General features: G+C 62.1%; 12 protein-coding genes. 5 read left to right on the forward strand and 7 right to left on the reverse strand.

The genetic code is table 11. From position 1 onward, the window contains the following. Nucleotides 1–94 precede the first annotated feature (94 nt). Nucleotides 95–631, reverse strand: a complete 537-nt coding sequence (gene infC, locus BLR31_RS09065; RefSeq protein WP_176762602.1) for a translation initiation factor IF-3 — start codon at nt 629–631, stop codon at nt 95–97. 212 nt (nt 632–843) lie between these two features. Here infC and BLR31_RS09070 point away from each other — a divergent pair, with 212 nt between their 5' ends. Then, nucleotides 844–1608: an alpha/beta hydrolase gene (locus BLR31_RS09070; protein WP_244505002.1), complete on the forward strand. Its 765-nt coding sequence runs from the start codon at nt 844–846 to the stop codon at nt 1606–1608. 48 nt (nt 1609–1656) lie between these two features. Continuing rightward, the gene (locus BLR31_RS09075) at nt 1657–2175 is read left to right on the forward strand and encodes a GNAT family N-acetyltransferase (RefSeq protein WP_090595086.1); all 519 of its coding nucleotides are present in this window, start codon (nt 1657–1659) and stop codon (nt 2173–2175) included. A 65-nt stretch (nt 2176–2240) separates the two neighbouring features. Here BLR31_RS09075 and trhO read toward each other — a convergent pair whose 3' ends face one another. Further along, nucleotides 2241–3242, reverse strand: a complete 1002-nt coding sequence (gene trhO / locus BLR31_RS09080; protein WP_090595089.1) for an oxygen-dependent tRNA uridine(34) hydroxylase TrhO — start codon at nt 3240–3242, stop codon at nt 2241–2243. Between the two features lie 88 nt (nt 3243–3330). On the opposite strand from trhO, the gene BLR31_RS09085 reads away from it, so the two are divergent. Beyond that, nucleotides 3331–4368 carry an aldo/keto reductase gene (locus tag BLR31_RS09085; RefSeq protein ID WP_090595093.1) on the forward strand — a complete coding sequence of 346 codons (1038 nt, stop codon included), beginning with the start codon at nt 3331–3333 and terminating at the stop codon, nt 4366–4368. 104 nt (nt 4369–4472) lie between these two features. Here BLR31_RS09085 and pheT read toward each other — a convergent pair whose 3' ends face one another. The 5 genes from pheT to rpmI all read right to left on the reverse strand — a co-directional run bounded on the left by pheT (nt 4473) and on the right by rpmI (nt 9215). Next, entirely contained in the window at nt 4473–6881 is a 2409-nt protein-coding gene (gene pheT, locus BLR31_RS09090; protein ID WP_090595095.1) for a phenylalanine--tRNA ligase subunit beta, read from the reverse strand. 2 nt (nt 6882–6883) lie between these two features. Next, complete coding sequence (locus BLR31_RS09095; RefSeq protein WP_090595098.1) at nt 6884–7288, reverse strand: ASCH domain-containing protein; 405 nt, start codon at nt 7286–7288, stop codon at nt 6884–6886. After that, nucleotides 7285–8370 carry a phenylalanine--tRNA ligase subunit alpha gene (gene pheS / locus BLR31_RS09100; RefSeq protein ID WP_090595100.1) on the reverse strand — a complete coding sequence of 362 codons (1086 nt, stop codon included), beginning with the start codon at nt 8368–8370 and terminating at the stop codon, nt 7285–7287. The genes BLR31_RS09095 and pheS overlap by 4 nt, the downstream gene beginning before the upstream one ends. A gap of 198 nt (nt 8371–8568) precedes the next feature. Beyond that, a complete protein-coding gene (rplT, locus tag BLR31_RS09105) occupies nt 8569–8970 on the reverse strand; it encodes a 50S ribosomal protein L20 (RefSeq protein WP_090595103.1) in 402 nt (133 codons plus the stop codon). A 44-nt stretch (nt 8971–9014) separates the two neighbouring features. Continuing rightward, the gene (gene rpmI, locus BLR31_RS09110; protein ID WP_090595104.1) at nt 9015–9215 is read right to left on the reverse strand and encodes a 50S ribosomal protein L35; all 201 of its coding nucleotides are present in this window, start codon (nt 9213–9215) and stop codon (nt 9015–9017) included. A 224-nt stretch (nt 9216–9439) separates the two neighbouring features. Between rpmI and BLR31_RS09115 the strand changes: the two genes are divergently transcribed. Together BLR31_RS09115 and polA are read left to right on the forward strand one after the other, a co-directional pair. Then, the gene (locus BLR31_RS09115) at nt 9440–9976 is read left to right on the forward strand and encodes a CAP domain-containing protein (RefSeq protein ID WP_176762589.1); all 537 of its coding nucleotides are present in this window, start codon (nt 9440–9442) and stop codon (nt 9974–9976) included. A gap of 87 nt (nt 9977–10063) precedes the next feature. Next, nucleotides 10064–12952 (forward strand): DNA polymerase I, encoded by a 2889-nt coding sequence (polA, locus tag BLR31_RS09120; RefSeq protein ID WP_090595106.1) that lies wholly within the window; start codon nt 10064–10066, stop codon nt 12950–12952.

The following is a 12952-nucleotide window of genomic DNA, read 5'->3' on the forward strand; positions in this document are numbered from 1 at the left end:
TCCGAAATTCTTTGCATCTGTATGCATGGCGACTGGGGATAACAAAAAAGGTGGCCTTGCGACCACCTTTGAATGTGCTTGTCGAGGCGAGGGCTCAGCGCGGAGCGAGCACCATAACCATCTGCCGGCCTTCTGACCGTGGAGACGACTCGACCTTGGCAACTTCCTCGAACTGGTCCTTGACCTTGTTGAGCAAGCCCAGACCGATGTCCTGATGCGCCATTTCGCGACCGCGGAATCGCATCGTGACCTTGACCTTGTCGCCTTCGCCGATAAACTTTTCCAGCGCGCGCATTTTCACGTCATAGTCATGGGTGTCGATATTGGGTCGGAGCTTGATCTCTTTGACCTCGATCACCTTCTGCTTCTTGCGCGCGTCGGCGGCCTTTTTCTGGGCGGCGTACTTGTACTTGCCCAGATCGAGTATCTTGCACACCGGCGGGGCCGAATTGGGCGAGATCTCAACCAGGTCCATGCCCGCATCCATAGCCATCGCAATCGCTTCGCTGGTGCGCACGACGCCGACATTGGTGCCTTCGGCATTGATCAGCTGGATTTCGGGAACGTTGATATCGTTGTTGGAGCGCGGCCCATCTTTTTGGGGCTGCACGGGTCTCATCGGACGACGAATGGCAATATTTCCTTTCGGTAATTCCTGGGATGCTTGGCGGTGCGGACCGCAGCGCGCCTAAAATCTTGGCAAACGGTCCTAAAGTCAACAGGCAAGGGGACTGAGACACCCTCTTTGTGCCTGTCTGTCACAAAGCGTTGCAACAGGCACACTTGCCCCGATGGGCTGGCCTGTCTACACCGGTCCATATGGTATCGACAGCAAAAGATTCAATGCAGCCTGAATCAGGCACTTTGCCGATCGGCGGTCACGGCGACACGCGCGACATCGCCATCCTTCGGCGCAGCGGCGCTGCGCCCGGTCTCTTCTGGCTCGGCGGCTTCCGGTCCGACATGGTCGGCTCCAAGGCCCAGGCGCTCGATGCCCTGGGGGCCAAGCAGGGTCTGGCGGTTACCCGTTTCGACTATTCTGGCCACGGCGCCTCGGGCGGCGCATTTCTCGATGGCACGATTTCACGCTGGCTCGAAGAGGCGCTGGCCGTCTTTGAAACCACCACCGGTCCGCAGATCGTCGTGGGCTCGTCCATGGGCGGATGGCTTGCGCTGCTGCTCAACAAGGCCCTGCGCGAACGCCATGTCTCCCGGGTAAAGGCGCTTGTGCTCATCGCGCCTGCCGTCGACATGACCAAGGATTTGATGCGCGACACGTTCTCGGACGCCGAACTGCTCGACCTTTGGGAAAAAGGCCGTGTCGAACAACCATCTGATTATTCCCCCGAGCCCTATGTGCTGACGCGAACGTTGATCCAGGATGGCGACAATCACCTCCTCTTCGGCTCGCCGATCCGCACTCATTGTCCGGTCGCCATCCTCCAGGGCGGCAAGGATACCGACGTGCCCCCCGCTCATGCCCTAAAGCTCGTGAGCCATCTCGTTTCCGATCCGGTCACTTTCACGCTTATTCCCGATGGCGATCACCGTCTGTCACGGGACCCCGATCTCGATTTGCTGCGGCAGACCATTTTGCGTCTGGTCTAAAATCGCGCGTCGCGCTATCGCTGAGCTTCTTCATTCGGACGCTTTACCATGCAAATCCGCCCCGCCACCGAAGCCGATCTGCCCCAGATTCTCGATATCCATAACGACGCCATCCGCCGGCTCGACGCCATCTGGAGCGAAGCCGAGGAAACCCTTGCCGACCGCAAGGCGTGGCTCGACGACCGCAACGCCAATGGCTTTGCCGTGTTTGTCGCCGAAGAGGATGGGCGCATCCTGGGGCACGCCAGCTACGGCACCTACCGCTCGCGCTCGGGCTACCGCAAGACCATCGAGCATTCGATCTATCTGCGCGACGAGGCGCAGGGCAGGGGCGTCGGCAAGGCGCTCATGCGGGCATTGATCGACGACGCCAAAGCCAAGGGCTTTCATCTGATGGTCGCCGTGATCGATGCCAAGAACGAAGCCTCGATCCGCTTCCACACTCGGCATGGCTTCGAAATGCTCGGCGTCCTGCCCCAATCGGGCTTCAAGCACGGCCGCTGGCTCGATCAGGTCAACATGTACCTGCTGCTCAACGACGACCCCGCCCCGCCGCGCGGGTATTAATCGACAGGGCGACTCTAACCTCTCCCCTTGAGGCGAGAAGGCCCGGGTGAGGGGGCCTTCCTAATTCACCCAGCGTTCCGTTTCCGATCTGCCTCGCGCCGCGCTTTGTTGGCCAGCCGCCGTTCCTCGGCAACCTTGCTCACATCCTGCCCCAGATGCGCCTCGCCGCGCGCTGCAGCCAGTTCGATCTGTTTTTGGCGCTCCGCGGCTGCCTGACGCTTGGCAGCATTTTCCTCGCCCGTGCAATGATGACACTGCACGCCCTCGATAAACTCCGCCCGGGTCCGATCCTCAGCCGTCAAGGGCTGCCGGCACGCCCGGCACAATTGGGCGTCCCCGATTTTAAGCCCGTGCCCCACCGACACCCTCTCATCGAAAACGAAGCACTCGCCTTCCCAAAGGCTCTGCTCTTCCGGCACCTTCTCAAGATAGTTGAGGATGCCGCCCTTGAGGTGAAACACCTCCTCGAATCCCTGCGCCAGCATGTATGACGACGCCTTTTCGCACCGGATCCCCCCGGTGCAGAACATGGCGACCTTCTTGTGCTTTTTAGGGTCGAGTTCGGAGGCAACATAGTCCTTGAACTCGGTAAAGGTCTCGGTGTGTGGGTCCTTGGCGCGCTGGAACGTCCCCAACGCCACCTCGTAATCATTGCGCGTATCGATTACGACAACATCGTCCTGCGCGATCAGATCGTTCCAGTCCTCGGGCGCCACATAGGTGCCCACCTGCTTGCCCGGATTGGCCTCGGGAGCCTTGAGCGTCACGATTTCCGATTTCAGCCTTACCTTCATGCGATGAAAGGGCTGGGCATCGGCAAATGAATATTTCACCTCCGCGCCCCGAAACCGGCCGCCAAACAGATTGCCGTCCTCCAGCCACCGTACAAGGTCGTCGATGGCCTCCGGCGTGCCCGCCAGGGTGCCGTTGATCCCCTCGGGGGCCAAAAGCAGCGTGCCCCTGATATCGCGCGCGCAGCAGAATTCGGCCAGCGGCGTTTTGAGGGTCTCAAAGTCCGGCTGGTCCACAAATTTATAAAGCGCGACAATCTTGATGGCCTGTGTCATGGCGCGCCCTTTACCATTCTCGCACCGGCCTTGTCAGCAGGTCTGGTGACCAGATAGCGTGCCTGCAATCGATTTCAGGGAGAGCCCGATGACCTACGCCGCCGCCGATGCGCGCTACGACACGATGCAATACCGCCGCTCCGGCAAATCGGGGCTGAAACTCCCCGCGCTCTCGCTCGGCCTGTGGCAGAATTTCGGCGGCAATCGCGATTACCCATCAGCCTTTGAGATCCTCGGCTACGCCTTTGATCGCGGCATCACCCATTTCGACCTCGCCAACAATTACGGCCCCCCGCCGGGTTCGTCCGAAGAGCTGTTCGGCCAGGTCCTCGCCCGCGATTTTCGCCCCTATCGCGATGAGCTGATCGTCTCCACCAAAGCCGGCTACAACATGTGGCCCGGCCCCTATGGCGAATTCGGGTCGAAAAAATATCTCATCGCCAGCCTCGACCAGTCGCTCCGCCGCATGGGGCTCGACTATGTCGATATCTTCTATTCGCACCGTTACGACCCCGAAACCCCGCTCGAAGAAACCATGGGCGCCCTGGCGCAGGCCGTCCATCGGGGCAAGGCGCTCTATGTCGGCATTTCGTCATACCCCGAAGCCCAGACCCGCCAGGCCCACGCGATCCTGAAAGACATGGGCGTGCCGCTCACCATCCACCAGCCCTCCTATTCCGTCCTCAATCGCTGGATCGAGGATGACGGCACCATCGACGCCTGCGGCGAACTGGGCATCGGCATCATCGCCTTTTCCCCGCTCACCCAGGGCGTGCTCTCAGGCAAATACAGCGCTGGAAATCGTAGCAACACGCGCGCCGAAGACGAAAAGGGCTCACTGCGCGACAGCCACCTCCAGCCCCGCGTCCTCGACGCCGTCGAAAAGCTCCGTCCCATCGCCGAATCGCGCGAGCAATCGCTGGTCCAGCTCGCCCTCGCCTGGGTCCTGCGCCGCAAGGAAATGACTTCGGCCCTGATCGGCGTGCGCACTCTCGATCAGCTCAAGGACAATCTCGGCGTCATCCACAATCTCGATTTCTCCGACGAAGAAATTGCCGCCATCGACAACGCCACCCACGACGGCCTCCTCGACCTCCACCCCCGCCCTACCGGCTGGCTAAGGTAACCCAGAGGCCACCACGCCCCCCCGTCATCCCGGCCTTGAGCCGGGATCCAGTATGCTTCGAGCTGATGATCTTTCACCAGCTCGGAAAACCTTCACTTGCGAGCCTACCCCCGCAACGTCCCGCCCGTGGCCTTCTCAACCGCAGCAACGATCTTGCCCGACACCGCCTCGATCTCCTCGTCGGTGAGTGTCTTGTCCTTCGGCTGCAGCGTCACTTCGATCGCCACCGATTTCTTCCCCTCGCCCACATGGGCGCCGGCAAAGACGTCAAAGATCGAAACATCGGTCACCAGCGCCTTGTCGGCGCCCTTGGCGGCACGCAACAGCCCCGCTGCCTCCACATCGGCATCGAGCACGAAGGCAAAATCGCGCTTGACCGGCTGGAAGGGCGAAAGCCCGATCGCCGGCTTGGCGCGGGTTGCCTTCTTGCGCGGCTCGGGCAGCGCATCGAGATCGATCTCGAACGCCGCCACCGGCCCATCGAGATCGAATTTGTCGACCAGCGCCGGGTGCAATTCGCCGAACCACCCAAGGATCACCTTAGGCCCAAGCTGCACGCGCCCGCCTCGCCCCGGATGGCTCCAGTCGGCCGGCTCGGACACCACCTGCACCTTGTCGATATCGACGCCCAAGGCATCGAGTGCGGCCGCGAGATCGGCCTTGGCGTCGTAAACACCGACCTTTTCGGCCTTGCCCTGCCAATGCCGCCCGGCACCGGCCAGCCCGGCCGTGCCCGTGCGAATTCCCGTCGCATGCGTCCGCTGGCCCTCGGGCGCATCGGAGAAAAACACCTGACCCACTTCAAACAGCGCAACGTCGTTCAGCCCGCGATTGGCGTTCCGCGCCGCCCCGGCCAGAAGCCCCGGCAATAGCGAGGGCCGCATATCGGTCATATCGGACGCAATGGCATTGGCCAGCCGCAATTCGGGCTTGCCGCCGCCAAAAATCTCGGCGAGTTCGGTGGAAATGAACGACCATGTCACAGCCTCGTCCATGCCGCGCGCCGCGAGCGCCCGCCGCGTAATGCGGCGCCGGTTCTGGATCGTGGTCAGCATTTTCGGCGCCACACCCGAGAGCCGAGGCAGCGGGGTAACGGGCACATTATCGACGCCAATGATCCGCATTACCTCTTCGACCAGATCGGCCTTCATGGTGACATCGGGGCGCCAGGAGGGCACGACAACCTGACGCGTCTCTCCACTGCCGGAAACTTTAAAGCCCAGCCGCCCCAGGATCGCCTCGACTTCGCTGGCTTCGACCTTGAGCCCCGTCAGCCGCTCGATCTCGCTCAGTGGAAAATCGACAACCGTTCCCGGCGCCTCGACCTTGCCCGCGACCGTCACCTCGGCAGGCTCGCCGCCGCACAACTCCATCACGAGCCGCGTCGCCAGCTCGATGCCCGGCATGACGCTTTCCGGATCGACAGTGCGCTCGAACCGATAGCGGGCATCGGAATTGATGCCTGTCTTGCGGCCCGCAGCGGCAATCGCCGTCGGTTCGAACCACGCGCATTCGATGAACACATTGGTTGTCGTCTCGGTCGAACCGGTGTCCTCGCCGCCCATCACCCCGGCAAGTCCAAGCACCTTGGCATCGTCCGCGATAACGCACATCGTCTCGTCGACCTGATAGGTCTTGCCGTCGAGCGCCACAAAGCTTTCGCCCGCACGGCCCAGCCGCGCCCCGACATTGCCCTCGAGCTTATCGGCGTCGAAAACATGCAGCGGGCGCGCACGGTCGAGCGAAACAAAATTGGTGATGTCGACAAGTGCGTTGATCGGGCGCAATCCCACCGCGCGCAGCCGGTCCTGCAGCCATTGCGGCGAGGGACCGTTCTTGACGTTCTTGACCAGTCGCCCGGCAAACATCTTGCAGATCTCGCCGTCGACAAAGACGGAAATGGGCGAGGGGCCCGCAACAGCGGGAACTGGCACAATACCATCGTCCTTGAGCTTCCCGAGCCCGGCCGCCGCCAGATCGCGCGCAATGCCGCGCACCCCGGCGCAATCGCCGCGATTGGGCGTGAGCCCCACATCGATCACCACCTCATCAAGGCCCGCATAATCGGGGTAGGGCACCCCGATCGGCGCGTCCTCGGGCAATTCGATGATCCCGTCATGGTCGTCGGACAGCTCAAGCTCGGCATTGGAGCACAGCATGCCGTTCGACACCTGTCCGCGGATATTGCCCTTGCCGATCGTGATGTCCTTGCCCGGAATATAGGTCCCGGCGAACGCAAATACCGATTTCAGTCCCGTCCGCGCATTGGGCGCGCCACAGACCACGTCGATCAATTCCCCGGTGCCGGCATCCACCTTGCACACGCGCAGCTTGTCGGCATTGGGGTGTTGTTCGGCCGAAACCACATGCGCGGTGACGAAATTTTTGAGCGCCGCGCCCGTATCGGTCACCTCTTCGACCTCGAGCCCAACCATGGTCAGCGTCTCGATGATTTTGTCGTTGCTGGCTGTCGTCTCAAGGTGGTCCTTGAGCCAGGAAATCGTGAATTTCATCTTCAGTCCCTATCGAGAACTTCAACGAGCGCAAACCGCTCGCACACCAGTTTCATTTCTCCGTCCCAGCCGCCATTGCGCTGGAAATATTCGATATGCCCATCGCGCCATGCCGCATAGGGACCTTCCCCTTCGGCCTCGGCGAACCCGACGGTCACTGAGTCAAAGGCGACAATCTCTACGCCGGTGGTCTCGATAACGCAGGCCGGTCGGCCCTGTCCGTCGAGAACCACATCGCGGCGCCCGATTTCGGGCATGGGCTCGCCGGCCTCGTGATCGCGCAACGCGCCGCAGGTCGCTGTCTTTTTGCCCGCAAGCACGAGGCCCAGCAATTCGTCGGCCAGCCGGGGGCTGTCTCCAAAGCTGAACTGAACCGCATCCGCATAGCGCGCCGGCAAGACCATCAGCTGCTCAGCCCGCCAAACAGCGTCGGCAAATCCAGCGGCCTGAACCCGTAGTGGTCGATCCAGCGCTTGTCGGCATCGAAAAACGCCCGCAAATCAGCCATGCCATATTTCAGCATCGCCAGCCGGTCGATCCCCATGCCCCAGGCAAAGCCCTGATAGACGTCGGGGTCCAGCCCCGCATGCCGGATCACGTTGGGATGCACCATGCCGCAGCCCAAAATCTCTAGCCAGTCATTGCCTTCGCCGATCTTGACCTCATTGCCCGAGCGGTCGCACTGCACGTCCACCTCCATCGAGGGTTCGGTGAAGGGGAAAAAGCTCGGACGAAACCGTGTCGTGACGCTCTCGACCTCGAAGAACGCTTTCAAAAACTCTTCGAGCACCCAACGGAGCTGGCCGATATGGCTCTGCTTGTCGATCACAAGCCCCTCGACCTGATGAAACATAGGGGTATGGGTCTGGTCCGAGTCATTGCGATAGGTGCGACCGGGAATGACGATACGGATCGGCGGTTCGGTCGTCTCCATCGTCCGCACCTGAACGGGCGAGGTGTGCGTGCGCAAAAGCTTGCGGTTGCCCTCGGCGTCCGGCTCGAAAAAGAACGTGTCGTGCATTTCCCGCGCCGGATGCCCCTCGGGAAAGTTCAGCGCCGTGAAGTTATAATAGTCGGTCTCGACATCCGGCCCTTCGGCAATCGCAAACCCCATATCGGAAAAGATCGCAGTGATCTCATCGATCGTCTGGCTGATAGGATGAACGCGGCCCACAGCGGTGGGCGCCGGGCGCAAGGGCAGGGTCACATCGAGCTTTTCGCTCTTAAGGCGCGTGTCCAGCGCCGCTGCGGCGAGCGCGGTGCGCTTGGCCTCGATCGCCGCCATTACCTCGGACTTGAGCCCATTGATGGCCGGTCCTTTGACCTGGCGGTCTTCCGGGCTCATTTTGCCGAGCGTCGCCAAAAGCGCGGAAATCGATCCCTTTTTGCCCAGGGTTGCCACACGCAGGGCTTCCAGCGCGGCTTCATCGGACGCATCGGCAATGCCGGCATGGATCGATTGGGAGAGGTCGGCGATCTCGTTGGACATGGATTTCTCTAACATCGGCGGAAAACTTTCAGGCGGGCGAAGCGGTAGCAAACGAAAAAGCCCCGCGCCACCCCAAAAGGGGCAGCGCAAGGCTTTGATTTTTCGGCCTCAGCAGGAGCCCTGTCAAAAAAAGTGGATACCACTTTTTTGGTTCGACAGGGCGACCTCAAAGAAGGCTAAACGAGCAATGACACCTGATTAGGCGGTGATGCGCTCGTGTGTGGTCGCTTCGACGTCGCCCAGATAGGCGAGTGCGTCCTTGGCCTTGACGACCAGCGCTTCGAAAGCTGCGGGTTCGTGGACGGCCAGATCGGCCAGGACCTTGCGATCCACAGCAACCTCAGCCTTGCTGAGGCCGTCGATAAATCGGCCATAGGTCAGGCCGTGGATGCGCACGGCGGCGTTGATGCGCTGGATCCAGAGCGCGCGGAAATTGCGCTTCTTGGTCTTGCGATCGCGGTAAGCGTACTGACCGGCCTTTTCGACGGCCTGTACGGCGGCGCGGTAGGTCGTGGCGCGGCGGCCATAATAGCCCTTCGCTGCCTTGATGACCTTCTTGTGACGGGCGTGGGCGGTAACGCCTCTTTTTACGCGTGACATATTCTCAATTCCTCAAATCTGGCGTTCGACAAAAAAGCGGCCGCTCAGCGGTCGTACGGCATGTACTTCTTGACAATGCGAGCATCGGGCTCGGAGAGCGCCGAGGTGCCGCGATTGGAGCGGATGTACTTTGCGTTGTGGCTGATCAGGCGGTGGCGCTTGCCAGCCGGGCCGGCCATAACCTTGCCGGTTGCCGTCACCTTGAAGCGCTTCTTGGCGCCAGACTTGGTCTTCATCTTGGGCATTTTGCGGTTCCTTTTTGGTCTTCTTGCAGTCACCTCGTAAAGAGATGTCCCGCTTTCATGAACAGCCTCGGCATGCCTTTTGGCCGGGCGGTCCGAACAATAGTCCTCGCCGGCCGGCCCAATGGGCCAACCGGAGATCGGCGCGTTATAGGGATATTGGCCCCTGCGCGCAAGTCCCACTTTACCGGCTTCCAAACCGGGTCGGTTCAGCTAAAGTTGCGCCCATGATCGAAATCACCCGCCGCCGATTCCTCACCCTCTCCGCTCTTGGCGCCACGTCCATCGCACTGACTGCCTGTGCTGGAGGTGCCGTCATCATGAGTACCGAGCGCACGGCGCCCGTCTCGTCCATCACCATTGCCGAGGCCACTGAAAAGCTCAACGCCATGCGCGCCGAGCGCCGCTTGCCGCTGCTCAGCCACAACGCAGCCCTGCAGCGTGCCGCCGACGAGCAGGCCCAGATCATGGCAGAGACCACCCGCGTATCCCATACAGCCGATCCCGAACAGACGCTGGTCATCCGCCTTCGCCGCTCCGGCTTTGGCGGTGGGGCCGGCGAAAATCTCGCTGGTGGCCCCCCCAATCTCGATACGGTCATCGCCGGCTGGCTGAAATCGCCCTCGCACAACAAGACCATGGTCAATCCCGACTACGTGCAGTTCGGCATTGCCCTGCGCCGCGGGCGATCGACGACCTACAATACCTACGGCACCTATTGGGCCCTGCTCATGGGCGTGCGCTCGCCCGAAGGCCGCGCGTAAAACCTTGCCCGGCGCGCCCAATCGCGCGAAAGTCCGCCAAACCAGAATCGTAAGGGCGCGTCCAAGGCTCGCCCCGGGGAGCCCCATATGCATCTCGTCCTCGTCGACGGCTCGTCCTTCATCTTCCGCGCCTATCACGCGCTGCCGCCTCTGACGCGCAAGTCCGACGGGCTGCCGGTCGGCGCGGTCTCGGGCTTTTGCAACATGCTCTATAAGCTCACCGAGGATTTGAAGGGCGAGGACGAGCCCACCCATTTCGCCGTCATCTTCGATTATTCGGGTTCGAGCTTCCGCAACGAACTCTACGACCAGTACAAGGCGCACCGCCCCGAGGCGCCCGAGGATCTGGTTCCCCAATTCCCGCTGACCCGGTCCGCCACCCGCGCCTTCAACCTCCCCTCAATCGAACAGGAGGGGTTCGAGGCCGACGACATCATCGCCACCTATGCCTGCCGCATGCGTGACGCCGGCGGCAAGGTCACTATCGTCTCGTCCGACAAGGATTTGATGCAGCTCGTCGACGACAAGGTCTCGATGCTCGACACCATCGCCCGCCCCGGCCAGCCGCCCCTGCGCTGGATCGGCCCCGACGAGGTCGTCGCCAAATTCGGCGTCACCCCGGACAAGGTGGTCGAGGTCCAGGCCCTGTGCGGCGATCCGGTCGACAACGTCCCCGGCATCCCCGGCATCGGCATCAAGACCGCTGCGCTGCTGATCAACGAATATGGCGATCTCGAAACCCTCCTCGCCCGCGCCTCCGAGATCAAGCAGAACAAGCGCCGCGAATCGATCATCGAAAACGCCGAACTGGCCCGCATCTCGCGAAAGCTCGTCCAGCTCGATTGCAACACGCCCGTGGAACTCGATCTCGATGCCCTGGTCCGCCAGCCGCTCGAAGCCAAGCTCCTGATCCCCTTCCTCAAGGCCATGGAGTTCACCTCGATCACCCGCCGCATTGCCGGCCTGCTCGAGGTCGACCCCGATGATTTCGAGGCCGATGCCGAGCTTGCCGCCAAGGGTGCCTCGATCCCCGGCGCCATCGATGTCTCCGAAGGCCCCGCGCCCGCCTCGGGCCTGTCCGGCCCCGACGCCCACGCCGAAGCGGTCCTGGAAAAAATCCGCGCCATCCCCTGCAAGCACGATGACTACGAGATCGTCCGCGACGCCGCAGCGCTCGCCGTATGGATCGAGGACATCGTCGCCACCGGCCATGTGGCCATCGACACCGAAACCACCGGGCTCGACAATCAGGCCGCCGATCTGGTCGGCATCTGCCTTGCGACCCGCCCCGGCAAGGCCTGCTACATCCCCCTCGGCCACACCACCGGCAATGACGACATGTTCGGCGGCGGCAAGGCCGAGGGCCAGATGGACATGCGCCAGGCGCTCGACATGCTGCGCCCGGTCCTCCAGGACCCTGCGATCCTGAAAATCGGCCAGAACGTCAAATACGACATGGGCATCCTCGCCCGCTACGCCATCACAATGGCTCCCATCGACGACACATTGCTGATGAGCTACGCCCTCGATGGTGCGCGCAACAACGGCATGGACGCGCTGGCCGACAAATACCTGTCCCACACCTGCATCAAGTTCACCGACCTCGCCGGCACCGGCAAAAACCAGCTGACCTTCGACAAGATCGAGATCGAAGCCGCCGCCAGATACGCCGCCGAAGATGCCGACGTCACCCTGCGCCTCTGGACGATTCTAAAGCCCCGCCTTGTCGCCGCCGGCGTCACAACGGTTTACGAAACCCTCGACCGCCCGCTCACTCCCGTCCTTGCCCGCATGGAAGCGCGCGGCGTTTCGGTCGATCGTCAGATCCTCTCGCGCCTCTCGGGCGAATTCGCCCAGCGCGCCGCAGCGCTGGAGGCAACCGCCTACGAGCTGGCCGGCGAAAAATTCAACCTCGGCTCCCCCAAGCAATTGGGCGATATCCTCTTTGGCAAGATGGGGCTCGAAGGCGGCACCAAGACCAAGACCGGGGCCTGGGCCACGGGCGCCTCGGTGCTCGACGATCTGGCCCTGCAGGGCGTGCCGCTCGCCAAAACGCTCCTCGACTGGCGCGGCGTCTCGAAACTCAAATCCACCTACACCGACGCCCTGCCGGGCTATATCAACGCCCGCACCGGCCGCGTCCACACCTCATACAATCAGGCTTCGGTCGCCACGGGACGTCTGTCGTCCAACGAACCGAACCTGCAAAACATCCCCATCCGCACCGAGGATGGCCGCAAGATCCGCACGGCGTTCGTCGCCGCGCCCGGCAATGTGCTGATTTCCGCCGACTACTCCCAGATCGAGCTGCGCGTTCTCGCCCACATCGCCGATATCGATGCCCTCAAGGACGCCTTCGAGGAGGGGCAGGACATTCACGCCATGACGGCGTCCGAAATGTTCAACGTGCCCATCGAAGGCATGGACCCCATGGTGCGCCGCCGCGCCAAGGCCATCAATTTCGGCATCATCTATGGCATTTCCGCCTTTGGCCTTGCCAACCAGCTCGGCATTTCGCGCGGCGAAGCGGGGGATTACATAAAGACCTATTTCGCCCGCTTCCCCGGCATTCAGGATTACATGGCCGAACAGCGCCGGATCGTGAAAGCGCAAGGCTACGTCTCGACGATTTTCGGCCGCAAGATCCCGTTCGATAACGTCAACACCAAAAACCCCTCCGAGCGCGCCTTCATTGAACGCGCCTCGATCAACGCCCCCATCCAGGGCTCGGCCGCCGACATCATCCGCCGCGCCATGATCCGCATGGAACGCGTCCTGAGCGATGAGAACGTGCCCGCTGACATGCTCTTGCAGGTCCACGACGAACTGATTTTTGAGTCCCCCGCCGACAAAGCCGACCAGGCGATCCCGCTGATTAAACGCGTGATGGAAGGCGCAGCGGAACCGGCCTTGCGGCTGAGCGTGCCGCTACAGGTGGATGCGAAGGCCGCGCAGAATTGGGAAGAGGCGCATTAG

The sequence above is a fragment of the Pelagibacterium luteolum genome (assembly GCF_900100665.1).
GTDB lineage: Bacteria > Pseudomonadota > Alphaproteobacteria > Rhizobiales > Devosiaceae > Pelagibacterium > Pelagibacterium luteolum.

What these genes read in the sequence shown, in the direction of transcription:
- pheS (WP_090595100.1), bottom strand. Translation starts at nt 8,370, where the DNA reads ATGTCCAACGAGATCGCCGACCTCTCCCAATCGATCCATGCCGGCATT.
- rplT (WP_090595103.1), bottom strand. Translation starts at nt 8,970, where the DNA reads ATGTCACGCGTAAAAAGAGGCGTTACCGCCCACGCCCGTCACAAGAAG.
- polA (WP_090595106.1), top strand. Translation starts at nt 10,064, where the DNA reads ATGCATCTCGTCCTCGTCGACGGCTCGTCCTTCATCTTCCGCGCCTAT.
- trhO (WP_090595089.1), bottom strand. Translation starts at nt 3,242, where the DNA reads ATGACACAGGCCATCAAGATTGTCGCGCTTTATAAATTTGTGGACCAG.
- BLR31_RS09115 (WP_176762589.1), top strand. Translation starts at nt 9,440, where the DNA reads ATGATCGAAATCACCCGCCGCCGATTCCTCACCCTCTCCGCTCTTGGC.
- pheT (WP_090595095.1), bottom strand. Translation starts at nt 6,881, where the DNA reads ATGAAATTCACGATTTCCTGGCTCAAGGACCACCTTGAGACGACAGCC.
- BLR31_RS09070 (WP_244505002.1), top strand. Translation starts at nt 844, where the DNA reads ATGCAGCCTGAATCAGGCACTTTGCCGATCGGCGGTCACGGCGACACG.
- BLR31_RS09085 (WP_090595093.1), top strand. Translation starts at nt 3,331, where the DNA reads ATGACCTACGCCGCCGCCGATGCGCGCTACGACACGATGCAATACCGC.
- rpmI (WP_090595104.1), bottom strand. Translation starts at nt 9,215, where the DNA reads ATGCCCAAGATGAAGACCAAGTCTGGCGCCAAGAAGCGCTTCAAGGTG.
- BLR31_RS09075 (WP_090595086.1), top strand. Translation starts at nt 1,657, where the DNA reads ATGCAAATCCGCCCCGCCACCGAAGCCGATCTGCCCCAGATTCTCGAT.